The organism is Streptomyces sp. B3I8 (assembly GCF_030816915.1).
Lineage (GTDB): Bacteria > Actinomycetota > Actinomycetes > Streptomycetales > Streptomycetaceae > Streptomyces.
Window position 1 is genome coordinate 7,175,850 of sequence record NZ_JAUSYN010000002.1, and the last position, 26,024, is coordinate 7,201,873.

The window sequence follows — 26,024 nt, forward strand, 5'->3', positions numbered from 1 at the left end:
GCTCAGCCGGCGGCGAGCAACTGCAGTGTGTCGATGACGCGGTGGGAGAAACCCCACTCGTTGTCGTACCAGGCGACCACCTTGATGTGGCGGCCGTCGACGCGGGTGAGTGCCGAGTCGAAGATCGCCGAGGCCGGGTTGCCGGTGATGTCGGAGGAGACCAGCGGGTCCTCCGAGTACTCGAGGATCCCGGCGAGCGGCCCCTCGGCCGCCTCCCGGTACGCCGCCAGCACCTCGTCACGGGTCACGTCGCGCGCGACCGTCGTGTTGAGCTCGACGATCGAACCCACCGGTACCGGCACCCGGATCGAGTCGCCCGACAGCTTGCCCTCGAGGTTCGGCAGCACCAGGCCGATCGCCTTGGCGGCGCCCGTGGTGGTCGGCACGATGTTCACCCCGGCGGCGCGGGCGCGGCGGGGGTCGCGGTGCGGCCCGTCCTGGAGGTTCTGCTCCTGCGTGTAGGCGTGCACGGTGGTCATGAACCCGTGCTCCACACCGGCGAGTTCGTCGAGCACCGAGGCCAGCGGCGCGAGCGCGTTGGTGGTGCACGAGGCGTTGGAGACGACGGTGTGCGCCGCCGGGTCGTACGCCTCGGTGTTGACGCCGTAGGCGAGTGTCACGTCGGCGCCCGCCGACGGGGCGCTGACGAGCACCTTGCGCGCACCGGCGGTCAGGTGGACACGCGCGGCCTCGGCCGAGGTGAAGCGGCCGGTGGCCTCCAGCACCAGGTCGACGCCCAGCTCCGACCAGGGCAGCTTCGCCGGCTCCCGCTCGGCGAGTACCTTGATGCGGTGGCCGTCCACCACCAGCGTGTTGCCGTCGACGCTCACCGGGCGGCCGAGCCGGCCGGCGGCGGTGTCGAAGGCGAGCAGCCGGGCGAGCGTGGCGGGCTCGGTGAGGTCGTTGACGGCGACGACCTCCAGGTCGCCGCCGCGCTCCAGCAGTGCACGCAGCACGTTGCGTCCGATGCGGCCGAATCCGTTGATGGCGATGCGAGTCATGAGTGTTCAATCCCTCCGTGGTTCACCACCAGACTCGCGCGCCGCGCCCGCGCGGGACAGCGGCTGGATCGCCACGGTCCGCAAGGATCGTGCCAGGCCGGAGGACGGGCCGGGATCGGGAGCCGCGCGGCCTACTCGCCCTTGGCGAAGGTGCGCCGGTACTCGCTGGGCGTGGTGCCGAGGATCCGCTGGAAGTGCAGCCGCAGATTGGCCCCCGTGCCCAGGCCGACGTCGCCCGCGATCTGCTCGACACTGCGCTGCGAGCGCTCCAGCAGCTCCCGCGCCATGTCGATGCGGGCCCGCATGACCCACTGCATCGGCGTGTATCCGGTGTCCTCGACGAACCGCCGCGAGAACGTCCGCGGCGACACCTCCGCGTGCCGGGCCAGCGTCTGGAGGGTGAGGTGTTCGTCCAGCCGGTGCAGCGCCCACTCCCGGGTCGCGGCGAACCGCTCGCCCAGCGGCTCCGGCACACTGCGCGGAACGTACTGAGCCTGGCCGCCGCTGCGGTAGGGCGCCGCGACCAGCCGCCGGGCGGCGTGGTTCGACGCGGCCACGCCGAGATCGCCGCGGAGCAGGTGCAGACACAGGTCGATCCCGGAGGCGGCGCCGGCGGAGGTCAGCACACTGCCCTCGTCGACGAAGAGCACGTTCTCGTCCACCCGGACGGCCGGGTGCTTCGCGGCGAGCGCCCGGGTGTAGTGCCAGTGGGTGGTGGCGCGCCGGCCGTCCAGCAGCCCGGTGGCGGCGAGCGCGAACGCGCCCGTGGAGATCGCGGCGAGCCGTGCGCCCCGGTCGTGCGCGGCGACCAGCGCCTCGACGACGGCGGGCGGCGGGTCCTCCCGGTCCGGGAAGCGGTAGCCGGGCACGAACACGATCTCGGCCCATGCCAGCGCCTCCGGACCGTGCGCCACGTGGTACGACAGCCCGTCCCCACCGGTCACCAGCCCGGGCGCCGCCCCGCACACCCGCACCTCGTACGGCATGCTCGCACGCGTGGTGAACACCTGCGCCGGAATCCCGACATCCAGGGGCTTGGCCCCCTCGAGCACGAGAACGGCGACGCGGTGAAGAGGGGAGTCGGGCACGAATCCAGATTACGGTGACCGGGGGGTGTCCCGTGCCTGCTGGTCATGGGTAGCGCCGTACTGGACGAGGTCGCCCTCGAACACCCACCCGCGGACGGCTCCCCCGAGGCGTGCCTGCGGACGGCCGGAGGACAGCAGGGGGAACTGCCGGTCGGCGCCGTCCTGTTCCCGACAGGGTGCGGTGAACGCGTGCACTGACGCCCCCGCGTCGGCATTCGGGAAGGCGTGTTCCCGGACGAGGGTGACGACGGGCAGGATCGCCGGGACCAGTACGCCGCGCATTCCTCGGTCTCAGGTCGTGCGCGGGGCGCCATGGCGCAGGCCGTCGAGGAGGAGGCCGGTGATCTGGCGGGCCTCGTCGAGCCATCCCTCGCTCACGCGCATGGCGCAGATGCCGCCCAGGGCCCGCAACAGGGTGGGGCCGGTGACGTCACCGCGGACGGTGCCGGCCGCGGTGCCGGCGTCGAGCAGCCGCGTCAGGGCGTCACCCATGCGGGTACGGGCGTCGTCGAAGACCGGGGAGTCGGTCGCCATGATGCTCTCCAGCGCGAGGGACATCCCCTTGCCCACGGCGGCGTGGTCCACGAGCAGGAGCAGGAAGCGGCTCAGGGCTTCCTCGGGGCTGTGGCGTCCCAGCAGGTGTTCCGGCGAGGCACACAGGTCGTCCACCTCTTTGCGATAGACCTCCTCGATCAGGGCCTCGCGGGTATCGAAGTGGCGGTAGAGCGTTCCGACGGAGACCCCGGCGCTGCGGGCGATCTCCTCCACGTGTGCGTCGGTGTCACCGGCGAGGAACGCTTCGCGGGCCGCGGACAGCAGCGCCTCGCGGTTGCGGCGCGCGTCGGCGCGCAGTGGACGTGATGCCGGCAAGGGAACCTCCGTAAGGTGAATCGGACTCCGTTTGCATGTATCGTTTCCGGAGTCGGACTCATCTTACGGAAGGAACGTGCCGTGCCGATCACCAGTGAGGGTTTTGAGGGCCTCCGGGTCCTGGTCACCGGAGGCAGCCGGGGCCTGGGCGCCGCCACCGTGCGTCGATTCGTCGCCGGTGGCGCGACCGTACTGACGGCTTCCCGCACTCGCCCCCCACAGGACACCGGCGCCGTCTTCATCGCGGCGGACCTCTCCACGCGGGAGGGCGTGGCCGAACTCGGCCGCCGCGTCGTCGACCATGTGGGCGGCGTGGACGTGCTCGTCAACAACGCCGGCGCTGCGAGCGCCCCGGCACCCACCCTGTCCAGGTCGGACGCCTCCTGGCAGGCCGACCTGGACATCAACCTCCTGAGCATCGTCCGCCTCGATCGGGCCCTGGTGCCGGGAATGGTCGAGCGGGGTTCCGGCGTCGTGGTGCACGTCTCCTCGATCGCCAGCCGACTGCCCCAGCGCGCCGAAGCCTCCTACGCCGCCGCCAAGGCCGCGCTCAACGCCTACAGCCGCGAACTGGCCACCGAGGTCGGCGGACACGGGGTACGCGTGCTCTGCGTTCTCCCCGGTTTCGTCGTCACCGACGGCGCCGCCGCCCACCTCCGGCACATGGCCGAGGAGCAGGGCGTGTCCGAGGACGAGGCCGTCCGTCGGCTCACGGACCGGCTGAACGTTCCCATGGGGCGTCCCGGGGACCCCGAGGACGTCGCCGAGATGATCGCCTTCCTCGCCTCCAGCCGTGCGAAGTGGCTCACCGGAGCGCAGTTCCGCGTCGACGGCGGCATCCTCCCGACCGTCTGAGCGTCGACCGGCACGAGGAACACGAAGAAAAGGACCACTGCCACCATGCCCATGACCCTGGCTTCCGTCGTCATCGACGCCGCCGACATCGAGGCGGAGGGCGCCTTCTGGCACCGACTGCTCGGCGGCTCCCTCACCCGCACGCCCACCCACCGCTTCGTCCATCCGCCCGGCCTGCCCGTGGTGGTCGTTCAGTCCGCCCCCGGCCACCTCGCCCCGAACCGGCCCGACGGCTCCGGTCAGCAGATGCACCTCGACTTCCGCGTCGAGGACCTCACGACCGCCGACCGGACCGCCACGGACGCCGGCGCCGTCCGGCTGCGGCCCACGGAGGAGGCGGCCCCCGGAACCCGCACCGGCAGCCGCGTCTACGCCAGCCCCGCCGGACACCCCTTCTGCCTGCGCGCGGCCTGAGCGTCGTGAACGGCGTCCGGACACTCGGGCGCCCAGGCGCCCAGGCGCCCGGACAGCACACGGGCCACTTCGTTGTCAGTGGTGCCGTGCATGATCGACGCGTCAGTTCTTCCACGGAGACGGGAAAAAGCCGTGCCGATCACGAACCAGCGGATGTCGAAGCACGCCTTTCTGCGGCAGATGCACGCGGACTCGTACTTCCCCGATCACGTCGTCGACCGGGGCGGGGCGATCCTCGCGCGGCTGTGCGAGCGGATCGAGGCCGAGCGGCCGTCGGACCTGGCGGCTCTGTATGCGCTCACCCATGCGGCGACGGAGGAATTCAACCTCCTGCAGGCGGAGTTCGAGGCAGCCGGGAGCGAGATCGAGACGGTTGCTCGCGAGGTGATTGCCGAGGACTTCTGGCATGTCGCATCGGCATACGGGTTCACGGACGCGGATGTGGAGGAACTGATCGCCACCCGTGACTGGTGAGTGATGTGCTGCGATCGTGCGGGCGGGTGATGCCGAGCACGGCGTGAGGGACGCCGTCGCCTTCGAGACGGCAGTCGCCACGGCAGGGCGGAGGACCGTCCAGGTCTTCATCCGGGCGAGGGCGCGCTCGACGCGGGCGCGGACTTCGCTGTGCGAGCGGTTGTGCTCCTCCCGCGCAGGAGGGGCGGCGGGGGTGAGGAAACCCACCCCCGCCGCCCCCGGCCCCGCTACCGGAACGAAACCGTCACCGGTGCGTGCACCGACCGACTCGGCAACGTCACGGTCAACGACCCCGCGTCCTTGTCGAGGTGGTACGACTTCGACGACAGCGGCTTGCCGTTCGCCGACACCGTCGACGGCACGTGGTCACCGAGACCCACCAGCGTGACCGTCCACTCACGCTTCTTCACCTGGCCGCGGAAGGATCCGCTCACCCCGCCGATCGACACGGAGTGCTGCGCACCCTTCACCCGGTACCGCACGGTCGTCGTGGCGCTGTGGTGGCGCCCCGTACCGACCCCGTCGTCCTCGTACAGCCGGTACGAGCCCGACTTCCCGGCCGCGACGGTGAGCGTCACGTCGGTCAGCGGGTGGTGGTCGCTGGAGGAGACGTCGTGCGTCCGGGTCGGCAGGATGCCACCGGCCTTGATGAACACCGGCATGGTGTCCAGCGTGGTGGTGACGTTCTGCGTCGTGCCCCCGGTGTACGTCTTGCCGGTGAAGTAGTCGGTCCACTGCCCCGGCGGGAACCACACCGAGGTCGTGGCCGAGCCGCCCGGGCTGGTGACCGGGGCGACCAGCATGTCGGACCCGTAGAAGTACTCGCTGCCGGCGGTGGCGTACGCCTGCGCCTCGTCCGGGTACTCCAGGTAGGTGGGCCGGACGATCGGCACACCGGTGCGGTTGGCCTCCTCGGCGAGCGAGTAGGTGTACGGCACCAGGTTCTCGCGCAGGTTGAGGAACGCGTCGGCCGACTTGCGCGCCGCCGTGCCGTACTGCCAGGGCAGCCGGTCGCTGTGGTTGCTGTGCAGCCGGTCGATGGGCTGGAAGGTGCCGAACTGCACCCACCGCGCGTACAGGTCGTCGGGCAGCTTGTGCGTGGTGCGCGTCTGCCCGCCGTCGGTGTACTGCTCCGAACCGGTCAGCCCGGTGGTGTCGTTGTGCCCGCCGATGTCGTGGGTGATCGACGCCATGCCGGTCGCGGCGGACTCGCCCGGGGTGTAGCCGACCTCCATCTTCAGCACGCCCCACGTGGAGGACGTGTCACCGGTGAAGTGGACGGTGGAGCGCTTGTCCGCCCACGGTCCCGTCGGCAGACCCGCCTGGCCGCTGTACCCGGCCGCCTGCAGCGAGCCGTAGGCGCGGGAGAGCACGAAACCGCGGCCCTCGTTCTTCGCGGTCATGGCGGCGTACTGCTGGTTGATCCAGGCATCCGGGGTCACGCCCGGCATCGACGACTGGGAGGCGTCGCAGCACCAGTCGAGCCACCAGAAGTCGTTGCCCTGCTGGTCCATGGTGCGGTGCAGATCCATGTACGCCTGGAGCTGGTCGGGGTCGCCGAAGTCGAAGATGTAGCAGTTGTCCTCGACGCTGGCGCCACCGGCGCAACCGCCCCGCTTCAGCTTGCCCTTGGCGGTCTCCTGCGCCTTCGCGAACTGCGGGTCGGAGGCGAGGATGCTCGGGTGCACGTTGAGCGTGTTGTGCAGGCCCTGGGCGTCGGACCAGTCCTTGAAGAAGCCGGTGGGGTCGGGGAACCGCTTCTTGTCGATCTCCCAGCCGCTCCAGTTGTTGACGGCCTTGAAGTCCGTGTCCGTCACCAGCACGTCGAGCGGGACGTTCTCGGAGCGGAAGGCAGGCAGGATCTTCTTCTGGTAGTCGTCGGCCGTACGGTCGATGTACTCCGAGTACCAGACGCCGTACGCCCACTGGGGCAGCAGCGCGGGCGGGCCGGTGAGCGTGGCCAGGTCGGTGAGGCCCTGCTTGTAGTCGTGGCCGTAGCCGAAGAGGTAACCGTCCTGGTAGGCACCGCCGTTGTGGTCCGGGCGCTGCCGGACCTTCTGCGTGGCGGTGTCGTACAGCGCCGACGGGGTGTCGTCGAGGAGGTACCAGCCGTCCTTGTTGAGCAGGCCGGGCGTGGTGACGGGGGCGGCGCCGCTGCCGGTCACACCGTCCAGACCGCGGCGGTACCCGCCGAGCGGGAGGTGCGGCGCGGGCGCGGGGTCGCCCGCGGCGGCCACCGAGACGGTGTCCAGATTGACGTGGCAGCTGGCGTCGTCGGGGCAGCCGAGGGTGAGGTCGTTGTCGCCCTTGGCGAGCTGGACCGTCGTCGAGGCCGTCTGCCAGTCGTCCCAGTTGTCCGTCGCCGGGAAGTTGATCGTGCCGCTCGCGCCCTTGGCGGTGACGGAGGCGGTACGGGCCTTGTGCTGGCCGTCGCCGCCGGTGCCGTTGGCGTAGCGCACCCGCACGGTGTAGGTGCCGTCGGCCGGTACGCCGACCACGTGCGTGGTCAGGCTGGCACCCTTGTCGAGCTCGGCGACGAAGCCGGTGCCCGCGTAGCCGGTGTGGTCCGTGGCGCCGCCCGCCGAGCCGCCGATGCGGCCGGCCTCGGCCTCGCAGCTCACGCCGAACAGGCAGTCCCTGATCGCGGTGGTGGACACGGCCGGGTACGGGTCGCCGGGGCGGACCAGCGCCACGCTGTCCAGGTTGACATCGCCGGAGTCCGACGCGGTCCGGGTCAGGGCGAGAGTGTGGTGGCCCGCGCCGAGCTGCACCTTGGCGGTGACGAGCTTCCAGGTGTCCCAGTTGTCGGTGGTCGGCAGGGAGACCTTCTGCGGCGAGCCGCCGTCCACGGTCAGGGTGAGCGTGCGCGTCTCGTTCTTGCCGTCCCCGCCGACGGAGTTGGCGTACCGCACGTCGAACTGGTAGGAACCGGCCTCCTTGACATCGATGTCGGAGGATGCCGAGGCGCCCGTCCCCTCGAAGCCCGCAGCGAATCCGACCCCGGTGTGGTCGCGGTGGTCGGAGGCCACGGCGGCCCCGCTGAGCTGGAGGTCCTCCGCCTCGCACAGCGCGCCGAGGGTGCACGTCAGACGGTGCCAGGGGGCGGCGGTGACGGGGGTGTCGCCGGCCGTCACGTTCACGGAGAGGTTGCTCGCGTCGAACGGACCCGAGCCGACCTTGTACCGCAGGGTCACCGCGCTGGTCTTGACGGTGAGCCAGCCGTCGGAGGTCCGTGAGGTGTACGAGGTCGGGGTGAAGCCGGCGCGTCCGATCGCGTTGAACGTCGGGTCGTCGGTGAACTTCCCGTCGGCCGCGTACTCGGTGCGTATCAGCGTCGGTGAGAGAACCTGGAAGCGGGCGTCACCGGAGGTGACGGTCGGGATGCGGTGGCTCTGCGCTCCCTTGGCCGTCGCGGCGCCGGTGCCCGCCACGGTCATGGCGGCGGCGACCGCGAGGACGGTGGCCACCCCCGTGTGTCGTCGTACGGTTCTCAGCCGTCTTCTCGGTGGTGCGGTGCTGGTCATGGACAATTCCGTTTCTCCTGTCGGCCATGCCGCTCGGTCACGCCGGGCGGGCCGCGACGGATCACCGGCCGCACGACGTGCACCTCGCATAGGAGCACGGAACTCCGGTTCATGTCCATGCAAGTGACCCTGCGGAATCGGGGAGTTCCGGCGATTTGCCCGGTACCTGTCGCTACGCGTCCTGAGAGACGGCGGCGCTGGTCAGCGTGGTCGCCGTGCGTACCGCGCTGGCGATCGCGTCCTCGGGCGGAAGACCGCACAGATCGGTGAGGACGAACAGTGCCTCGGCGCTCACCGCCACCGCGAGGTCCCGCTTCAACTGTGCGAACGCCTCCGGATCGGCGGCCTTGAGGGTGTCCTCCAGCGGCAGCAGCGCGTGGTCGATCAGCCCGAACCGGATTCCGGGACGGGCGATCGCGGCCTCCGGCCGGACGATCGTCGCCGCGATCATGGCGCGAACCGCACCCTGGCGGGCGAGCACGCCGCGGAGCAGGAACTCGGTCGCGAACGCCACGCGTTCGACCGGGTCGGTGCTGTCCCCGACCGGCGCCAGCGCCTCGGCGGGGGGCGGCCAGGCATCCCTCAGGGCCTCGCTGACCAATGAGGGCAGGTCGGGGAAGTAGCGGTAGGCGGTGGCCTCCGAGACCAGAGCCGCACGTGCGACCAGCGGCATGGTCAGCTCCGTGCCGGCGGCGATGAGATCGCGGGCGGCCGTCACGATCGCCGTCCGGGTGCGCTGCCGCTGGTTGGCGCGTCCGGTGCCGGTCCCTTTGCCGGTGGCGTCGCCCCCGTGGGCCCCTGCACCCGTGTCCGTGCGTGCCGTCATCGCGGGTCCCCTCCTCCTGTGGTCCGTTCCGTCGTCCGAGCCGTTCGGCCGGTGAGGAGCCTCCATGGTAGCGCCTACCTCTCATTATGAGAGTTCACTTGCATTGCGGAGGGGTCCTCCCTACTCTCATGAGAGTCAACTCTCACGAACACCGGAAAGGGGACGTCATGAGCGCCACGAACCGACCGTCCGTCGTCGGCCCCGACGACGGCGAGAGCATCCGGCTCGGCAGTACCCGCATGCGCATCCTCGAGGACGGCAGCACCACCGGGCACCGCCTCGGCATCGGCGAGATCACCCTCGCCCCGCACACCGAGGGCCCGCCCCAGCACCGCCATGCCCAGCACGACGAGGGCTTCTACGTCGTCTCCGGCACCGTCCACTTCACCGTCGGGGACACCACGTACGAGGCCCCGGCCGGCACGCTGGCGATGATCCCGCCGGGCGCCCCGCACACGTTCGCCAACCTCGGCGACGAACCGGCCGTCCTCCTCAACACCTTCACGCCCGACCTGTACGTGCGGTACTTCCACGACCTGCGGGACATGATCGCCGACGGCCAGGAGCTGACGCCGGAGTCGACGGTCGCCGTGATGAGCCGTTACGCCACGGTTCCGGCGACCGACTTCGCCTGACGGCCCCGCCGCCACCCGCACCGCGGCCCCCTTCCCACCCCTCGTCCCACGGCTCGACCGAGCCGCCCAAGGAGCACCGACATGACCCGCGCCACCCACACCCTCACCCTCGACCAGGGCGCCCTCGAACTCGCCGTCGACCGGCACGGCGAGCAGGGCCACCCCTTCCTCCTGCTGCACGGCGGCGGCGGCCCGGCCACCGTCGCCCCGTTCGCCGCACTGCTGGCCGAACAGCGCCCGGCCAGGGTGTTCAGCCCCGTCCACCCCGGCTTCGACGGCACCACCCGCCCCGACTGGCTGACCGACGTCCCCACCCTGGCCCGGATCTACGCGGACCTGCTCGACACCCTCGACCTGCGGGACGTCGCCGTCGTCGGCAACTCCATCGGCGGCTGGATCGCCGCCGAACTGGCGGTCCTGGGCAGCGACCGGATCACCAGCGTCACCCTCGTCAACGCCGTCGGCATCGCCGTCCCCGGCCACCCCGTTGCCGGCACCTTCTCCCTGACGCCGGTGGAACTCTCCCGGCTCTCCTTCCACGACCCCTCGAAGTTCCGCTTCGACCCCTCGGCGCTCTCCACGGAGCAGCGCGCGGTCATGGCCGGCAACCGGGCCGCCCTCCAGGTCTACTCGGGCCCGCACACCATGGCCGACCCCACCCTCACCGACCGGCTGGCCAAGATCACCCACCCGACGCTGGTGGCCTGGGGCGAGAGCGACAAGGTCGTGGACGCCGACTACGGGCGCGCCTACGCCGAGGCCGTGCCCGGCGCCGAGTTCCGGCTCCTTGCGGCCACCGGGCACCTGCCGCAGACCGAGACCCCCGACCAACTCCTCCCGCTGGTCTGGGACTTCGCCGACGCCCACGCCACCCACCGGCCGCAGCGCTGACCGGCGGCGGGCGGAGCACCGACGTGCCGACGACCGACCGCGGGCGACCGACGGTGATCCTGGCCGTGTGCTGCCTCAGCGTGCTGGTGGTCGGCCTCGACACCACGATCCTCAACGTCGCCCTGCCCTCGATCCAGGCGGACCTGCACTGCTCGCTGGCGGGACTGCAGTGGACCCTGGACGCGTACACCCTCGTACTGGCCTCGCTGCTCATCCTGGCCGGCGCCACCGCCGACCGGGTGGGACGGCGACGCGTCTTCCACCTCGGACTGATGCTGTTCACCGGCGGCTCCGCCCTGTGCAGCCTGGCCCCCTCACTGGACTGGCTGATCGTCTTCCGCATGGCGCAGGCCCTCGGCGGCTGCATGCTGACCCCGGTCGCCATGGCCATCCTCACGCACGCCCACCCGCGGCCGAAGGAGCGGGCCCGCGCCATCGGCGTGTGGGGCGGGGTGGTCGGCATCAGTATGGCGGCCGGGCCGATCCTCGGTGGCGTCCTGGTGCAGAGCGCCGGGTGGCGCTCGGTGTTCTGGCTCAACGTGCCCATCGGGCTCGCCGCCCTGCTGCTGGCCACCGTGTTCGTCCCGGAGTCGCGCGCGCCGCGCCCCCGCCGGGCGGACCCGGTCGGCCAGCTGCTGCTGACCGCCGCGCTCGGGGCACTGACGTACGCCGTCATCGAGGCGCCGGGCCATGGCTGGACCTCGCCCCTGATCCTGTCCTGCCTGCTCGCCTCGGCGGGCGCGTCGGCCGTGCTCGTCCCCTACGAGCTGCGGCGCCACGAGCCGCTGATCGATCCCCGGCTCTTCCGCGCCGCCCCCTTCGCCGGGGCGACGGTGATGGCGGTGTGCGCCTTCACCGCGCTCGGCGGCTTCCTGTTCGCCGCCACCCTGCACCTGCAACGGGACCTGGGGCTCGGAGCGCTGGCGGCCGGGACACAGCTGCTGCCGATGGCGGTGCCGTCGCTGCTGTGCCCGCCGCTGGCCGGACGGATGGTCGCCGGCCGGGGCCCGCGCCTTCCGCTGCTGCTCGCCGGTACCGGCATGGCCGCGGGCGGTCTGCTGGCGCTCCCGGCCACCCGTCCCGACGTCCACTCCACCCTGCTCCTGGACGTGGCGTTCGCGCTGTTCGGGGTGGGATTCGGCTTCGTCAACGCGCCCATCACCGACACGGCGGTCTCCGGGCTGCCGCGCGACCGGGCGGGGGTGGCCGCCGCCATCGCCGCCACCGGCCGTCAGGTCGGCGCGGCGCTGGGCATCGCGGTGACCGGCGCGGTGCTCGCGGCGGGGAGCCGTGCGGGTGCGTGGTGGATCATCGCGGGCTGCGGCCTGACGGTGCTCGTGGTGAGCCCCCTCACCACGAGCCCCCGGGCCGCAGCCCCGGACCCCGACGCGGTGATGGTGCGCCGGCCGGTGCGGGGCTAGGGCCTGTTGCGACGAGTCCCGCCTGCCCCGCGACGCCATGCGCGCTCCCCCGAGCTCCCGGCTTCGCTCGGGCAGGGGGACCCCCTCTCGCCGCACCGGGCCCGGACCCGAGTACATCCGGTACGAGGGCCTGGGCCCGGCATTCCCCCGAGCTCTTCGAGCAGGGGCCCCAGAGCACGCACCTGACGCCGCAGGACCCGCCCTCCGGGCGGGCGACGGGACTTTCGCAACAGGCCCTACGCGTTCCGGGCGGCCCGGTGTCCACCCGCACCACCGGGATCGCCCCTGCCATGCGGGTACCCGTCCGGTCCTACGGACGTACCCGAACGACGGTCTTCCCCTTGCGCCGCCCGGTCGAGTTGAAGGTGGCGACCGCGTCGTCGAGGGACACGGTGGTGCCGATGTTCGTACGCAGCCGCCCGTCCCGCACCCGCTGCACGATCTCACCCAGTTGGGCGCGGTCGGCCTCGACCACGAAATCGATCGCCAGGCCGTCGGCGGGACGGGCCTCGACCGGGCCCACGACCGACACCAGCGTCCCGCCGGCCCTGAGCAGAGCCGCGGAGCTCCGCTGGACATCGCCCCCGATCACGTCGAAGACCAGGTCGACACCGCCGACGTCTGCCAGGGCGTCGTGCCCGAGGTCGACGAACTCGTGTGCGCCGAAGTCGAGCACCTTGTCCCGGTCGGCGGCGCGCCCGGTGCCGATGACGTGGGCGCCGGCCTCGCGTGCGAGCTGGGTCACCATCGTCCCGACCGCTCCGGCCGCGCCGTGGGCGAGGACGGTCCGGCCGGCCTGGAGACGGCCGTGCTGGAACAGCCCCTGCCAGGCGGTCAGACCCGAGATGGGCAGGGACGCGCCCACCGTGAAGTCGACGTCGCCGGGCAGTGGTGCGAGGTTGCGCGCCTCGATCGCCACGTACTCCGCGAGGGTGCCGTCGCGGTGCCAGTCGGCGAGGCCGAACACCCGCTGTCCGACCGACAGTCCCGTCGTGCCGTAGCCGAGGGCGGTGACCACTCCGGCCAGCTCGTGGCCGGGGATCGACGGGGTCCTGTCACGGCCGGCGCGATCGGTCCAGGTCGACGGCCACTCCCATTCGGTCGGGACGAAGCCCGACGCGTGAACGCGGACGATGACGTCGTTGATCGCCGCGGACGGCTCGGGCCGGTCCGTCAGCGTCGTCCCGGCCGTTCCCGCGGCCGGGTCGGTGGCCACAACGGCTTTCATCACAGTGTTCCCCTCTCGCCGCACGGAGACCCCCGCGGCCACGACGCCGGACGGTCCTGTCGCTCATCATGGCCTGTCGTCGGCGGGCTGTCGCAGTCCCGCGACGAGGATGCCGACGAGGCGGCGGGCGTCGTACTCCGGATCCCGTTCCGCCCCGATGCAGAGGTTGCCGACGCCGCGCATCAGCTGGTACGGCTTCAGGCCGGGGCGGATCTCGCCGGAAGCGACCGCCGCGTCCAGCAGCTCGGAGCACACCGGGAGGAGCCGGTCGAGGAAGTGGGCGTGCAGGGACTGGAAACCGGGGTCGTCCGAGCGGAGCACGGAGGCGAGGCCGTGCTTGGTCACCAGGAAGTCGACGAAGAGGTCGATCCACCGGCCCAGCGCGGCGTGCGGGGACGCGGCACTGGCCAGCAGGGCCGGACCGGCTTCGGCGCACGCCTCGATCTGGTGCCGGTAGACGGCGACGATGAGGTCCGCCCGGGTGGGGAAGTGGCGGTAGATCGTGCCCGTCCCGACGCCCGCCCTGGCCGCGATGTCCCGCACCGGCGCCTCGACGCCGGAGGCGACGAACACCGCGGCGGCCGCGTCCAGCAGGGTCTGCTCGTTGCGCCGGGCGTCCGCCCGCTTGGACCGGACCGTGGGCTCGTGGGCGTCGTCCACCACGTGGGGCTCCTCTCAGCGCCCCCACCGTACGGCACGGGGTCCCTCCCGTACGGCCGAGCGTTCTGCCGTCTGCCTGCGTCGCCGGGGTCCGCCCCGGCACCCCATTTTCCCACCGGCCCTCCGGCCGGAAGACCACCCCTCCCGACTACCGGGTGGGTGAGGTGGCGACCCAGGGGGTCCGGGTCTCCGGCACGGGGCCGGTGGTGACCTCGAAGCGGTCCCCGACGCGGGCGCGGTCGTAGAACCACTTGGCGTCCCCGGCCCCCAGGCCCAGCCACCCCGTGTCGGTGCCGAGCGAACCGGCCGCCTTCTCGGGTGCGAGGGCACCGGCGTAGACCTGTGTGTTGTCGGCCGTCCGCAGTTCCACCACGTACGGGACCTTGAACGAGGCGCGACCCTTGACGGCCGCGTCCGGGAGCAGCAGCGGCCGGCGCTTGGCGGTGACCGTCAGCGTGCCACCGGTCGGGAAGGCGGTGAGGGAGGCGGAGTCGATCCGCAGCACCCGGTCCCCGGAGTGCAGGGTGTGCCCGCCCAGGTCGAGGGAGCCGTCCGCCTGCCGCGGCGCCGGGGTCGACACGGGGCGGGGGGCGGTGCCGGAGGCCGCGGCCGATCGGTGGTGGCGCGGGGCGGGCCCCTCCTCGTGCAGGGTGAACGCGGCGACCGTCAGCGCACAGGCCGCCGTGGCCGCCGCGCCGAACGCCGCCGTCACCCGACGGCGCAGCAGCCGGCGCCGCGCCCGGACGCGGATCTCGGCGGGGGGTACGGGAGCCGCGGCCTCGTGTGCGCTCGCCAGCTCGCGCAGCGCGGTGGCCAGCTCATCCGACACGGCCGCTCTCCCTCCAGGCAGACTCCTCGGCCTCGTCCACCGCCAGCCGCCGGGCCAGCGCCGCCCGTCCGCGCGACAGCCGGGCCTTGACCGTTCCCGCGGGCGCACCGGTCTCGGAGGCTACCTGCTCGACACTGAGGTCGCACAGATGGTGGAGGACGATCGCCATGCGCTGACTCTCCGGGAGCTCCCGCAGCGCGGCGACCAGGGCGGCGCGCTCGGGCCCGGGACCGGGGTCCGGTTCGGGCGGCGGACTGTGCCGCACCAGCTCCACCCACCGCTTGGCCCGGCGCCAGCGGCTGACCGCGAGCCGCATGGCCACCGTACGTGTCCACGCCTCCGGCGCCTCGTCGACCAGGAGCTTGTGACGCCGGCCCCAGGCGCGCACGAACGCCTCCTGCACCACGTCCTGCGCCTCGCCCAGGTCCCCGGTGAAGGCGTAGAGCTGCCCGGTCAGACGGGGGAACGCGGCCGCGTAGAAGGCGTCGAACTCGTCCTCGGTCATGCTCTCCACCGAACGTCTCGGAATCCCGTGCGACCCACCCGTCACGCTACGAACGGATCCCACGGGTCGCGCACATCGAAGCACACCCCCAGAGGGAGACGGCGAACACGGGTACCGGGATCCGGCGGTCGCGAGATTCTTCGGGCGCCCGCCACCGGGGCGCTGCCGGCAACGCCTGGCCGCCCCGACACGCCTGTGCCGGGCGACAGTTGGTGTCGCCCGGCACGTCGGGGAGCGGTCAGAGGCCGTCGGCCGCGGTCAGTGCCTCCAGGGCACCGGCCTGGGTGCGCCAGTCACTGACGTTCGGTGAACCGCCGGACCAGCGCTGGCCGAGGCGGTTGAGGGGATCGCGGTCGGTGGTCCAGATCGTGTCGGCCTGCTTCACGAGGAAGGCGCGGTAGGCGGCCGAGTTCGTGGCGTCCGCCAGGTCGGCCAGGTGGCGGACGAAGATGCCCTTGAACTGCTTCTGGTTGTCGTCACAGGTGTTCGTGCCGGTGTCGCAGGATTCCGTCAGGACACCGTTCCGGGTCAGCAGGGGAGAGGAGAGGGCCGCGTCGGCGAGACGCCTCGCGGTGCTCCGGTAGCGGTCGTCACCGGTGGACCGCCACAGCTGGGTGAACGCGCCGATGGCCAGTCCCTGGTTGTAACTCCACACCGTCTGCCCGTTGTTGGCACAGCCGCCGGTGAGGCCGTCGTTGACGAGGCCCGAGGAGTCGATCAGGCCGCTGTTCAGGTACCAGCCGGCCGCCGTGGTCGCGCGCGTGCCCCATGTGGTGTCACCGGGGAGCCGCTGGTGCAGCGAGGTGGTGAGCCACAGATAGAGGCCGTTGGTCACCGCGTTCTTGTATGTGCGCTCACGGTTCCACCACACCCCGCCGCCGCAGGTGCCGGTGTCCCAGAACGTGTGGATGTACGAGGTGATCGTGACCGCCTCGTCCAGGTACCGGCGTTCGTGCGTGAGGTCGTACGCGTCCAGCCAGGCGATCGCCCACCAGGCCGCGTCGTCGACGGCGCGGCTGATGAAGTGGCCCTCGATCGGGTCGGAACCGCGGCCGCCCGCGGGGAAGACCCCCCGGTTCTGCTCGAAGGTACGGGCGATCGCCCAGTCGTAGTCGTGGTCCCCGGTACGCCGGGCGAAGTCGACGAGCGCGGTGAGAGTGGCCGCCGAGTTCCACCAACTGCTGCGCCACCAGCCCTCGTCGGTCCGGTACGACGCCATCAGCGCGTCCGCTGCCGCGCGGGCCCGGGTGGGCGCGGGGCGGGCCCACGCGGTGCAGCTCCCCTCCGCGTGGCCGGCCTCCCGGCCGCAGGCGCGGACCGCACCGCCGTAGAGCAGCCCGCGCGGGTCGCGGGTGGCGAACATGGCCGTACGGGCCGATGTGGCGCCGGAGGACACGCCGGTGCGGCCCAGGGAGGAGCCCTCGGGCCAGGTGGCGCCCTCGTCCCCAGGAACGGTCCAGCCAGATCTCGTCGCCCGGACCGCCGTTCTCGATCGTGCCCCAGGCCGTCGCGTCGCGCTGGTCGACGTGAAGGCTGATGGTGCGTCCGAAGAGCGTGGTGGAGGGCACCGGACGCTCGTCGGACGGCGCGGTGGCGGGGTCCGCGCCGTCGCAGTGGGTGCCGTCGCACACCTTGGGGTACACCCAGTCGGTGCAGGTGACACCGGCGGCGTCACCGCAGGCGCGGATCCAGCCGCGGCGGTGCCCCACCGGGTCGGTGATGTTGTACATGAGGGTGCGCGTGCCGGTCCAGGAGCTGGGGATGCTCGCCTTGCCGAGCAGTCCCTCCCAGGTGGCGCCCCGGTCCCAGGAGCGGTCGAGCCAGACGGCGTCGCCCCGCGTGCCGTTGTCGATGCTCGCCCACGCCATGTCGTCCGGGTCGGAGACGTGCAGCCGCAGTACGCGCCCGTTGACCGTGCGGTCGGCGACCGGGAAGGTCTCCTTCCGCGCCTGGGAGGGGTCGAGGGCGTCGCATGCCAGGGCGCAGACCTGCCCGGTCGCCGCCCGGGAGGGCGTGGGCAGGGCGACGACACCGGCCAGCGCCCCGGTGAGGACCAGGAGGAGTGAGAGGAGGACGGGGAGAGCCGCCCTCGCGGTCGTCCTCCCTCCGCGCCCGGACAACGTTGTCGACGACCGCGGCCGCCGCGAGTGACGCGCGGCCCCGCTCACGGCCGCGCTCACGGTTCCGCCCGTGATCCCGCTCATGACGCCGCGTTCAGCAGGTCGAGGGCACTCTGCTGGCGTGCCGCGTCCACCTTGTCCAGCGGACCCGACCAGCGCAGGCCGTACTGGTCCAGCGCGTTGCGGTCGGCGGAGTAGGCACGGTCCGCCTGGCGCCGCAGGTAGGACGTGTAAGGATGGTCGGAGAGCACGGAGTTGAGCCGGGCCAGGCCGCGCACGTCCGCGCCCTTGAAGGACGGACCGTCGCCCCCGCAGTCGCCGCTCTCGCACGGGTCGCGCAGGATGCCGTCACCGGTGTGCAGGGAGGACGTGGTGGTCGCCGCGTCGGCGATCTGCCGGGCGGCGGTCAGGGTGCCACCGTCATTCGTGGCCTTGTACAGCTCGGTCAGCGCGCCGAGGAGGACACCCTGGTTGTAGGACCAGACGGTGTCGCCGTTGTTGCGGCAGGTGGAGAGGTTCACGCCGTCGTTGACCAGGTGGGAACCGTTGATCATGCCGGTGCCCTGGAACCAGCTCCAGCCGGACCGCGCGCGGGACAGGTACGCGGTGTCACCGGGGATGCGGTTGTGCAGGGCCGCGTCGAGCTGGATGTACAGGGAGTTGGTGATGGCGTTCTTGTAGGTGCGCGCGGTGCTCCACCACACGCCGCCGCCGCACGTGCCGTCCCAGTAGGCGGCCATGTGGTCGGCGTCGGCCCGCGCGGTGTTCAGATAGCGGCTGTCACCCGTGAGGTCGTACGCGGCGACCCAGGCCAGGCCCCACCAGCCGGTGTCGTCGAGGTAGTCGTTGCGGAACTGCCCGCCCTGCGCGTTGATGTTCTGGTCGTAGGTGCGGGCGATCGCGTAGCGGTAACTGCCCATGCCCGTCAGGCGGATGTTGTCGATGACGGCGGTCAGGGCGTTGGCCGAGTTCCACCAGCCGGTGGTGTCGAACAGGCCGGTGCCGTAGTTGTACAGGCTCATCAGGCCGGTGGCAGCGGCGGTGCGCCGCTCGCCGGCGTTCCACGTGGTGCGCGCCCACGGGGTGCAGGCGATCTCGCCGCGGTCCCCGGCCTTGCCGCAGGCCCGCAGGGCGCCGACGCCGTGGTTGTTCCAGTCGTCGATGTTGTACATCTGGGTGCGCCGGCCGCTCTGTCCGGCGGGCACGGTGGTGTCGCCCAGTTTGCTGCCGGAGTTCCAGGTGCGGCCGCCGTCGAGGGAGCGGTCCAGCCAGACCTCGTCGCCGGGGCTGCCGTTGGTGAGGGAGGCCCAGCCCATCGCGTCGGAGTCGTCGAAGTGCAGGGTGAGGGAGCGGCCGTAGATGCTCGCGGTGACGGATGTGCGGTCGCCGGGGGAGGCGGCGGGGTCGCGGGCGTCGCAGTAGGTGTTGCAGATGGTCGCCGCCGTGGAGGTGTCCGCGGCGGTGGCCGGGGTGGGAGTGAGGGCCGCGAGGGCGGCGCCGAGGACCGTGGCGAGTACGACGGCGGGCCGGCGCAGCGCTCCGGGTCTGGACATGGTGGTCATGGGGGGAGGACCTCCCTGCTCGGTGGGGGACCCCGGGCCGGGGCGGCGAGGACGGGTGTGCCGTGCGGTCGCAGGTCGTGACGGTGGGCCCGGGGGTGTGGGGTGAGAGCGGGGCGAAGGCGATGCGGGGGTGGAGCGTGATGGGGGAGTGCGATGGGGGAGTACGCGAGGGGGGAGCGGGCTTTCGGTGAGGCGCTCGCGCGGCGCCTGACACAGAGAGCGCTCTCAGACGGTAGTGCTGAGCTGGGGGGACGTCAACGGGGCCGGACGGAAGCCGAGTTGCACTTCGCGGTGGCGGGGCCCGGCCGCGGGCCGACGCCCGGGTGGGCGCGGCGGCGGTGGGCGCGCCAGGGGCGGCGCGCCGGTTGCGCCCGTCCTGGGCCGCGCCCACCGCGGGCCGGCCTCTGGCCCGCGTGCGAGGCCGGCGCCCTGCTCAGGTGCTCGTACTTGCGCTTGTGCTCGTGCTGATGCGCAGGCCGTCCAGGGTGAGGTCCAGAAGGCGCTCCGCCCGGGCGCGGTCCTCGCGGCCGGAGGAGGTGAGGGCGATGCCCTCCAGCGCGGTGCCCATGTCGTCGGGGCCGATGTCGGTGCGGATCGCGCCCGCGGCCACGCACGCGTCCATGAGGACGCGCAGTGCGCCCCAGATCAGCTCGCGGCTGTGGCCGTACGGGTTGCCGCGCCCCGACGCGGCGATGGCGCGCAGGGCGTCGATCACGCCGTACTTGACCGTCACGTAGTCCAGGAAGAGCCGGGTCCAGTCGTGCAGCGCCTCCAGGGGAGGCTTCTGCGCCAGCAGGGCGGGGGCCGCCTCGCAGAGCTGGGCCACCTCGTTGCGGTAGACGGCCTCGACCAGCGCCTCACGGGTGGGGAAGTTGCGGTACAGCGTGGCGCTGCCCACCCCCGCCTCCTTGGCGATGCGCTCCAGATGGGCGTCGAGTCCCTCCGTCGCGAAGACGCGCACGGCGGCGGCGAGGATCTTCTCCCGGTTGCGCCGCGCGTCGGCGCGCAGGGGGCGTGCCGCTTCCTCGGTCATCGGTGTTCGTCATCCCTTCCCAGGCATCCCGGCTTGCTAAGTGGGGGCGTCCCCACTTAGCCTCGAAGGGAAGTGGGGACGCCTCCACTTCCACTGTAGGCCACCCATCGGCCTGCCCATCCACCGATCCTTCGAAGGACGTGTCATGTCGGGAATCAAGGACAAGGTCATCGCGCTCACGGGCGCCAGCAGCGGCATCGGTGAGGCGACGGCGCTGCATCTCGCCGCGCGGGGAGCCCGCGTCGTGCTCGGCGCCCGGCGCAAGGACCGGCTGGACGGCGTGGTGGACCGGATCACCGCGCAGGGCGGCTCGGCCGTCGGAGTCGTCGTGGACGTCAGGCACCGTGCGGACCTCGCGCTGCTCACCGGCACGGCGGTGGACCGCTTCGGCCGGCTCGACGTCCTGGTCTCCAACGCGGGCACCATGGCGGTCTCCCCGTTCGACGAACTGCGCCAGGACGACTGGGACGCCATGGTCGCCACCCACATCACGGGCCTGCTCAACGGCATCGGCGCGGCACTGCCGGTCTTCCGGCGGCAGCGCTCCGGCCAGTTCGTCAACGTGGCCTCCACCGCCGCCTACGTGGTGAAGGCGCCCATGGGCGTCTACGCGGCGACGAAGACGGCGGTGAAGATACTGACCGAGGGGCTGCGCCAGGAGTCGGGACCCGACCTGCGCGTCACCCTCGTCTCCCCGGGGTTCACCGACACGGAGGGCGTGGGCAAGGCGGGGAGCCCCGACATCGCCGGGGCGCTGGTCCGGCGGCGCGACGAGATCGCCATGCCGCCCTCGGCGGTCGCCTCCGCCATCGCCTACGCGATCGAGCAGCCCGCGGGCGTCGACGTCGGCGAGATCGTCGTCCGCTCGACCGCGCAGGACTGAGGGCGGGCCCGCGCGGTCGAGCGTAAGGGCGCGGTCGGGCGGCGGGCGCCCCCGGGCGGCGGCCGGTTCAGCCGCCGTGGGTGGATCCGCTGCGGTAGTCCGTGTACGTGTACGGGTTGTCGAGGATCTTCGTCTCCGGCACGTCCGGATTCATGCCCTTCCGCCAGCCCTCCTCGCCGAGCGACTCGCGCAGATACGCCACCGTGCCGTCGATCTCCCGCCGTGCGGCGGCCAGGTCGACGCCCAGCAGCCGGTGCTCGTGCTTGACGACCCTGCCGTTCACCAGGACCGTGTGCACATCGCCGCGCTGGGCCTGGAAGGCCACGTGACCGTAGGGGTTGAGCAGGGGGAACGAGACCGGCGAGTGGTCGTTCTTGATCAGGACCAGGTCCGCCTTCCTGCCGGGTTCCAGGCTGCCCAGATCGTCACGGCCGAGGGCGTGCGCGCCCCCGCGCGTGGCCCAGGAGACCACCTCCTCGGCGCGCAGCGCGACGTGCGTGACGGTGTCGCCGTTCGCCTGCGCCTGGAGGTGCTCCCGGGAACGGTCGGCGCCGAGAGTGGTCCGCATCGCGGAGAACAGGTCGCCGCTCCACCAGACGCTGGTGTCCATGGACAGCGACACCGGGATGCCGTGGGCGCGGATCGCCCAGGTGGGCGGGTAGCCCTGGCCCGCGCTCTGCTCGCTCTCGGTCGAGACCGAGACGGAGCCGCCGGTCGCGGCGATGCGGTGGTAGGAGTCGGCGGACAGCGAGGCGGCGTGCACGTAGACCGTCTGCGGGGTCATGAACCCGTGGTCGTACATGAGCCGGATGCTGTCGTCGCCCGTTGCGCCCCACACGCCGGCGTGCGTGGTCACCGGCACGCCGAGTTCGCGGGCCACCTCGAACGCCGGCCTCTCCGGGAAGGCGGGGTCGCCGGTCACGTCGAAGGCGAGCTGGAAGCCCAGCATGTCGTCCCCGGTGATCCGGCGCCGCACGAAGTCGCGGAACTCCGGGCTGCCGGTCCACTCGGCGGGCGGCTGCTGGATGTTGCCGTAGGCGAGGACGGCCCGGCCGGGCACCGAGCGCAGGGCGTCGACGGCGGCGTCCGCGTGGTCCACGGTCCGCAGACCGTGCGACCAGTCCACCACCGTGGTGACACCGGCGTCGATCGCCTCCATCGCCGCCAGCAGGTTGCCCGCGTGGACGTCCTCGGGGCGGAAGAGCTTGCCGGACTCCAGGTAGTACCAGACGAAGTACTGGGTGAGGGTCCAGTCGGCGCCGTAGCCGCGCATCGCGGTCTGCCACATGTGGCGGTGGGTGTCGATCATGCCGGGCATCACGATGCCGTCCGTGGCATCGATGACGGCGGTGCCCTCGGGAACCTCCAGACCGTGCCCGACGGCGGCTATCCGGTCGTCGACGACGAGCACGTCGGCGCCCGTGAGGACCCGGCGTGAGGCGTCCATCGGCAGCACCGTCCCGCCCCTCAGGACCACCGGTCGTCCAGGGCGGAACTCGCTCGCCCCGCTCGATCCGCTCGCCCCGCTCGGCCTGCTCGATCCGCCCGGCTCACCCGGTCCGCTCGACTCGCTCATCCGTGGACTCCTCACACCGCGGGTACGACCTCGGTGGCGGACGACTGTCCGCCAAGCGGTCGCCAAGGGATGGTTGTCACTCTGGGCAGCGGGTCCGACGGTGTCAAGCGCCCGTACGGAATCGATCGGCGCGGGGGCGGGACGGCGAGGCGGGCAGGGCGTCCGTACACCGGTCGCACGTCGACCAATGCCTGCGCGGGCCGCGCATGGGAAGGGCTCACGCATGCCGTGCGCACGCTCTCCACCTGTGGTTCCGCCGCTCGTGAGTGGGCGGGAGGGGCGGAGGGACCGCCCTTGACGGCTGTCCGTCTGCCGGACGCACCGGCGCACCCGTGCAGTAGGGTGGCGCCCGCTCCGTCAGGCGGTTCCCCCGCCGTCCCCGACAGATCGTTGCGAGGAGAGACCATGCCGCGCGAGGGCACCGGACCGGATTTCATCGAGGCACTGGCCCGCGGCCTGGAGGTGATCACCGCGTTCGCTCCGCACCGGCCCGTCATGGCGCTGAGCGAACTCGCGACGGCGACCGGGCTGGCGCGGCCCACCGTGCGCCGCATCCTGCTCACTCTGCAGGAACTGGGGTACGTGCGGGCGGACCCGCAGGGGTTCGCCCTGACCCCGCGCGTGCTGGAGCTGGGGGTCGCCTATGTGCGGTCCATGGGACTGTGGGACGTGGCCCGGCCGCACATGGAACGGCTGTCGGCGGGAACCGGCGAGTCCGTGTCCGCGGCCCAGCTCGACGGCTCCGACATCGTGTACGTGGCGCGCGTGTCGGTGCCGAAGATCGTCGCCCTCGCCGTGCAGATCGGCACGCGCTTCCCGGCGTTGCAGACGTCGCTCGGCAAGGTGTTGCTCGCCGCGCTCGACCCGGGGCGGCTGGACGAGGTCCTGGCCGAGCCCAGCAGGTCCGGCCTGGTACCGCGCTGGCAGCCGGAACGCGCCGAGCGCGACGCGGAGCTGCGCGAGGTGCGGGCGCGTGGCTGGGCGCTCACCGACGAGCAGCTCACCCTGGGGATCCGCTCGGTGGCCGTGCCGCTGCGCGACGGCTCGGGCCGGGTGATCGCCGCGCTCAACGTCAACGCCCACGCCGCCGAGACTTCCGTCGAGCGGCTGCTCGACCACCATCTGCCGCTGCTGTTGCAGGCGGCCGGCGAGATCAGCGCGGACTTCGCCCGTCTGGAGACGGCCCCCCACGTCGTCCGGTAACCAGTGCCGCAACAGGCATCGTTCGCCCCGCCGCGACGACCGGCACGCTCCCTCGGGCTCTCGGCATCGCTCGAACCGAGGGGCCCCCGCTCGCCGCACCACCAGGCAGCGGTTCCCTCGTTCCGTGCGTGCGCTCGGCGGCCCCGGAGGAGCGCACGCGCACTCTCCGACCCTTGACGTCCGCGCCGTCCGTCGTGCCAGAATCGGAGAGCGGACAGTCGTCCGTACAGCGGTCGACGCTTGGAGGCGGTCTCTGATGGCAGACGACACCGGACCCGACTCGCAGGCCGGGGGCGGCGGTCCCCTGTCGGGACTGCTGGTCGCCGACTTCTCCCGCATCCTGGCGGGTCCCTACGCCACCATGCTGCTCGCCGACATGGGCGCCGACGTCATCAAGGTCGAGGGGCCGCGCGGCGACGACACCCGCACCTGGATGCCCCCGGTACGCGACGGCGTCTCCACGTACTACCTGGGCGTCAATCGCGGCAAGCGTGCCCTCGCACTGGATCTGCGCGACCCCGACGACGCCGCCGCGGCCCGCGAACTCGCCCGCCGCGCGGACGTCCTGATCGAGAACTTCAAGCCCGGCGGCCTCGACCGCTACGCACTCGGCTTCGACTCCGTGCGGGAGGACAACCCCGGCATCGTCTACGCCTCCATCAGCGGCTTCGGCACCGGTCCGGGGCGGAACGTGCCCGGGTACGACCTCATGGTGCAGGCGATCTCCGGGCTGATGAGCCTGACCGGCGACCCGGACGGGCCGCCGTACCGGGCGGGGATCTCCGTCTTCGACGTGATGGCCGGCAACCATGCCGTCATCGGCATCCTGGCCGCCCTGCGCCACCGCGATGCCACCGGCACCGGCCAGCACGTCGAGGTCAATCTGCTGTCGTCGGCGCTGACCGGACTGGTCAACCACAGCTCCGCCTACGCGGCCGGCGGCGTCGTCCCCTACCGGATGGGCAACGCCCACCCCAGCGTCTTCCCCTACGAGCCGCTGCCCACCGCCGACAACGACCTCATCGTCACCGCCGCCAACGACGGCCAGTTCCGCAGGCTCTGCGAGGTGCTCGGCATCCCCGAGGTCGCCGACGACCCACGGTTCGCCCGCAACGCCGACCGCACCGAGCGCCGCGACGAGCTCCGGCCGCTGCTCGTCGAACGGCTGCGCGTCCGCGGCGCCCTCGAGTGGTTCGACCTGCTGGTGGCGGCCGGGGTGCCGTGCGGCCCCATCAACACCATCGACGGCGGCTTCGCCATGGCCGAACGCTTCGGCCTGGAGCCGGTCGTGGAGGTCGGCGAGGGGGACCGCACGGTGCCCACCACCCGGCATCCCATCCGCTTCTCCGCGACCCCGGCCACCTACCGACTGCCCCCGCCCGAACCCGACGAGCACGGCGCCGAGATCCGGGCCTGGCTCAACGCCCCCCAAAGCGCCGGGACTTCAACGACCTCCCAGGAGGACGGCGATGGCTGACGACCGCCCCGCGCCCACTACCGGCCCCGGGCCCGCGCCCGCACCCGTGTACCCCACCGCCCTCGGCGCGTCCTCCCGTGAGTCGATCACCCTGCTCGGACACGACCTGGCCCGCGACATCATGGGTGAGGTCGGCTTCGGTGAACTCGCCTTCTGGCTGGCCACCCAGCGACGGCCCACCCCCGGCGAGACCCGCGTCTTCGAGGCCGTGCTCGCCGCCCTCGCCGACCACGGCTTCACGCCCACCGCGATGGTGACCCGGCTGACCTACCTCTCCGCGCCGGACTCCGTGCAGGGTGCGCTCGCCGCCGGACTGCTGGGTGGCGGCTCCCGCTTCCTCGGCGTCACCGAGGACTGCGGCCGCTGGCTGCACGACGTGCTGACCGGACTCGACGGCGCGCTGCCCGAGGACGACGCCGGCTGGGACGCGGTGGCACTGGAGACCGTACGGGCCCGGCGCGCGAGCGGCCGGTTCGTCCCCGGGCTCGGCCACCACGTCCACAAGGACGGCGACCCGCGCACCCCCCGGCTGCTCGCCCTCGCGGCGGAGGAGGACCTCCTCGGGCCGCACCTGACGCTCTTCACCGCGATCGGCCGGGTCCATCCGCACGTGCTCGGCCGTACCCTGCCGTTGAACGGCGCAGGCGTCTGCGGGGCCGCGCTGGCCGACCTCGGCCTGCCGCTGGAACTACTGCGCGGCTTCGCCCTGCTGGCCCGCACCGCCGGACTGATCGGCCAGCTCGCCGAAGAACTGCGGCACCCGGTCGCGAACGAGATGTTCCTCTCCGTCGACCTCAACAACCGCTCGGTACCACCCGACCCGTACACCCCCGGTCCGTGCACCCCCGACTCGTGACCTCCCGACTCGTCCCCCCGGCCCCCGCTCCCTGCTCCCCGCTCCCTGCTCCCCGCCCCCCGACCCCTGCACCGCCGAGCCGCTCGGGCCGAA

At 72.5% G+C, this 26,024-nt stretch carries 25 protein-coding genes; 11 read left to right on the plus strand and 14 right to left on the minus strand.

Annotated features, from left to right (window positions below; translation table 11 throughout):
* Nucleotides 1–2: 2 nt before the first annotated feature.
* The 4 genes from gap to QFZ64_RS33675 all read right to left on the minus strand — a co-directional run bounded on the left by gap (nt 3) and on the right by QFZ64_RS33675 (nt 2,959).
* Nucleotides 3–1,001 carry a type I glyceraldehyde-3-phosphate dehydrogenase gene (gene gap / locus QFZ64_RS33660; protein WP_307071262.1) on the minus strand — a complete coding sequence of 333 codons (999 nt, stop codon included), beginning with the start codon at nt 999–1,001 and terminating at the stop codon, nt 3–5.
* 131 nt (nt 1,002–1,132) lie between these two features.
* The gene (locus QFZ64_RS33665; RefSeq protein ID WP_307071263.1) at nt 1,133–2,089 is read right to left on the minus strand and encodes a GlxA family transcriptional regulator; all 957 of its coding nucleotides are present in this window, start codon (nt 2,087–2,089) and stop codon (nt 1,133–1,135) included.
* Nucleotides 2,090–2,098: 9 nt separating this feature from the next.
* Nucleotides 2,099–2,371 carry a hypothetical protein gene (locus QFZ64_RS33670; RefSeq protein WP_307071265.1) on the minus strand — a complete coding sequence of 91 codons (273 nt, stop codon included), beginning with the start codon at nt 2,369–2,371 and terminating at the stop codon, nt 2,099–2,101.
* A gap of 9 nt (nt 2,372–2,380) precedes the next feature.
* Nucleotides 2,381–2,959, minus strand: coding sequence for a TetR/AcrR family transcriptional regulator (locus QFZ64_RS33675; protein ID WP_307071267.1), 579 nt, complete (start codon nt 2,957–2,959; stop codon nt 2,381–2,383).
* 81 nt (nt 2,960–3,040) lie between these two features.
* Here QFZ64_RS33675 and QFZ64_RS33680 point away from each other — a divergent pair, with 81 nt between their 5' ends.
* The 3 genes from QFZ64_RS33680 to QFZ64_RS33690 all read left to right on the plus strand — a co-directional run bounded on the left by QFZ64_RS33680 (nt 3,041) and on the right by QFZ64_RS33690 (nt 4,702).
* Nucleotides 3,041–3,814 (plus strand): oxidoreductase, encoded by a 774-nt coding sequence (locus tag QFZ64_RS33680; protein ID WP_307071268.1) that lies wholly within the window; start codon nt 3,041–3,043, stop codon nt 3,812–3,814.
* 45 nt (nt 3,815–3,859) lie between these two features.
* Nucleotides 3,860–4,228: a VOC family protein gene (locus tag QFZ64_RS33685; protein ID WP_307071269.1), complete on the plus strand. Its 369-nt coding sequence runs from the start codon at nt 3,860–3,862 to the stop codon at nt 4,226–4,228.
* Nucleotides 4,229–4,360: 132 nt separating this feature from the next.
* Nucleotides 4,361–4,702 (plus strand): DUF5713 family protein, encoded by a 342-nt coding sequence (locus QFZ64_RS33690; protein WP_307071270.1) that lies wholly within the window; start codon nt 4,361–4,363, stop codon nt 4,700–4,702.
* Between the two features lie 227 nt (nt 4,703–4,929).
* Here the strand turns inward: QFZ64_RS33690 and QFZ64_RS33700 are convergent, their stop codons facing one another.
* Nucleotides 4,930–8,139: a TIM-barrel domain-containing protein gene (locus QFZ64_RS33700; RefSeq protein WP_307071962.1), complete on the minus strand. Its 3,210-nt coding sequence runs from the start codon at nt 8,137–8,139 to the stop codon at nt 4,930–4,932.
* Between the two features lie 259 nt (nt 8,140–8,398).
* Nucleotides 8,399–9,052, minus strand: coding sequence for a TetR/AcrR family transcriptional regulator (locus tag QFZ64_RS33705; protein ID WP_307071271.1), 654 nt, complete (start codon nt 9,050–9,052; stop codon nt 8,399–8,401).
* A gap of 167 nt (nt 9,053–9,219) precedes the next feature.
* Here QFZ64_RS33705 and QFZ64_RS33710 point away from each other — a divergent pair, with 167 nt between their 5' ends.
* The 3 genes from QFZ64_RS33710 to QFZ64_RS33720 all read left to right on the plus strand — a co-directional run bounded on the left by QFZ64_RS33710 (nt 9,220) and on the right by QFZ64_RS33720 (nt 11,999).
* Nucleotides 9,220–9,687, plus strand: a complete 468-nt coding sequence (locus tag QFZ64_RS33710) for a cupin domain-containing protein (protein ID WP_307071272.1) — start codon at nt 9,220–9,222, stop codon at nt 9,685–9,687.
* 81 nt (nt 9,688–9,768) lie between these two features.
* Complete coding sequence (locus tag QFZ64_RS33715) at nt 9,769–10,578, plus strand: alpha/beta fold hydrolase (protein WP_307071273.1); 810 nt, start codon at nt 9,769–9,771, stop codon at nt 10,576–10,578.
* A 23-nt stretch (nt 10,579–10,601) separates the two neighbouring features.
* On the plus strand, nt 10,602–11,999 hold the full coding sequence (locus tag QFZ64_RS33720; protein ID WP_307071274.1) for a DHA2 family efflux MFS transporter permease subunit: 1,398 nt from the start codon (nt 10,602–10,604) through the stop codon (nt 11,997–11,999).
* A 310-nt stretch (nt 12,000–12,309) separates the two neighbouring features.
* Here QFZ64_RS33720 and QFZ64_RS33725 read toward each other — a convergent pair whose 3' ends face one another.
* From QFZ64_RS33725 to QFZ64_RS33745, 5 genes are all read right to left on the minus strand, one after another.
* Entirely contained in the window at nt 12,310–13,227 is a 918-nt protein-coding gene (locus QFZ64_RS33725) for an NADP-dependent oxidoreductase (protein WP_307071275.1), read from the minus strand.
* Nucleotides 13,228–13,293: 66 nt separating this feature from the next.
* Nucleotides 13,294–13,890 carry a TetR/AcrR family transcriptional regulator gene (locus QFZ64_RS33730; protein WP_307071276.1) on the minus strand — a complete coding sequence of 199 codons (597 nt, stop codon included), beginning with the start codon at nt 13,888–13,890 and terminating at the stop codon, nt 13,294–13,296.
* A 145-nt stretch (nt 13,891–14,035) separates the two neighbouring features.
* Nucleotides 14,036–14,716 (minus strand): hypothetical protein, encoded by a 681-nt coding sequence (locus QFZ64_RS33735; RefSeq protein ID WP_307071277.1) that lies wholly within the window; start codon nt 14,714–14,716, stop codon nt 14,036–14,038.
* The gene (locus QFZ64_RS33740) at nt 14,706–15,221 is read right to left on the minus strand and encodes a SigE family RNA polymerase sigma factor (RefSeq protein ID WP_307071278.1); all 516 of its coding nucleotides are present in this window, start codon (nt 15,219–15,221) and stop codon (nt 14,706–14,708) included. Before QFZ64_RS33740 ends, QFZ64_RS33735 begins: the two co-directional genes overlap by 11 nt.
* 238 nt (nt 15,222–15,459) lie before the next feature.
* Nucleotides 15,460–16,584: a glycoside hydrolase family 76 protein gene (locus QFZ64_RS33745; protein ID WP_307071279.1), complete on the minus strand. Its 1,125-nt coding sequence runs from the start codon at nt 16,582–16,584 to the stop codon at nt 15,460–15,462.
* Nucleotides 16,585–16,757: 173 nt separating this feature from the next.
* On the opposite strand from QFZ64_RS33745, the gene QFZ64_RS33750 reads away from it, so the two are divergent.
* A complete protein-coding gene (locus tag QFZ64_RS33750; RefSeq protein ID WP_307071280.1) occupies nt 16,758–17,372 on the plus strand; it encodes a hypothetical protein in 615 nt (204 codons plus the stop codon).
* A gap of 49 nt (nt 17,373–17,421) precedes the next feature.
* Here the strand turns inward: QFZ64_RS33750 and QFZ64_RS33755 are convergent, their stop codons facing one another.
* Both QFZ64_RS33755 and QFZ64_RS33760 read right to left on the minus strand, forming a co-directional pair.
* Nucleotides 17,422–18,894: a glycoside hydrolase family 76 protein gene (locus QFZ64_RS33755; RefSeq protein WP_373430785.1), complete on the minus strand. Its 1,473-nt coding sequence runs from the start codon at nt 18,892–18,894 to the stop codon at nt 17,422–17,424.
* 442 nt (nt 18,895–19,336) lie between these two features.
* Nucleotides 19,337–19,936 carry a TetR/AcrR family transcriptional regulator gene (locus QFZ64_RS33760; protein ID WP_307071282.1) on the minus strand — a complete coding sequence of 200 codons (600 nt, stop codon included), beginning with the start codon at nt 19,934–19,936 and terminating at the stop codon, nt 19,337–19,339.
* Between the two features lie 145 nt (nt 19,937–20,081).
* Here QFZ64_RS33760 and QFZ64_RS33765 point away from each other — a divergent pair, with 145 nt between their 5' ends.
* On the plus strand, nt 20,082–20,819 hold the full coding sequence (locus QFZ64_RS33765) for an SDR family oxidoreductase (protein WP_307071283.1): 738 nt from the start codon (nt 20,082–20,084) through the stop codon (nt 20,817–20,819).
* A gap of 67 nt (nt 20,820–20,886) precedes the next feature.
* Here QFZ64_RS33765 and QFZ64_RS33770 read toward each other — a convergent pair whose 3' ends face one another.
* Nucleotides 20,887–22,395 carry an amidohydrolase family protein gene (locus tag QFZ64_RS33770; RefSeq protein WP_307071284.1) on the minus strand — a complete coding sequence of 503 codons (1,509 nt, stop codon included), beginning with the start codon at nt 22,393–22,395 and terminating at the stop codon, nt 20,887–20,889.
* Nucleotides 22,396–22,800: 405 nt separating this feature from the next.
* Here QFZ64_RS33770 and QFZ64_RS33775 point away from each other — a divergent pair, with 405 nt between their 5' ends.
* The 3 genes from QFZ64_RS33775 to QFZ64_RS33785 all read left to right on the plus strand — a co-directional run bounded on the left by QFZ64_RS33775 (nt 22,801) and on the right by QFZ64_RS33785 (nt 25,931).
* Nucleotides 22,801–23,598: an IclR family transcriptional regulator C-terminal domain-containing protein gene (locus QFZ64_RS33775; RefSeq protein WP_307071285.1), complete on the plus strand. Its 798-nt coding sequence runs from the start codon at nt 22,801–22,803 to the stop codon at nt 23,596–23,598.
* A gap of 256 nt (nt 23,599–23,854) precedes the next feature.
* Complete coding sequence (locus QFZ64_RS33780; RefSeq protein ID WP_307071286.1) at nt 23,855–25,075, plus strand: CaiB/BaiF CoA-transferase family protein; 1,221 nt, start codon at nt 23,855–23,857, stop codon at nt 25,073–25,075.
* Nucleotides 25,068–25,931 (plus strand): citryl-CoA lyase, encoded by an 864-nt coding sequence (locus tag QFZ64_RS33785; protein ID WP_307071287.1) that lies wholly within the window; start codon nt 25,068–25,070, stop codon nt 25,929–25,931. Before QFZ64_RS33780 ends, QFZ64_RS33785 begins: the two co-directional genes overlap by 8 nt.
* Nucleotides 25,932–26,024 lie beyond the last annotated feature (93 nt).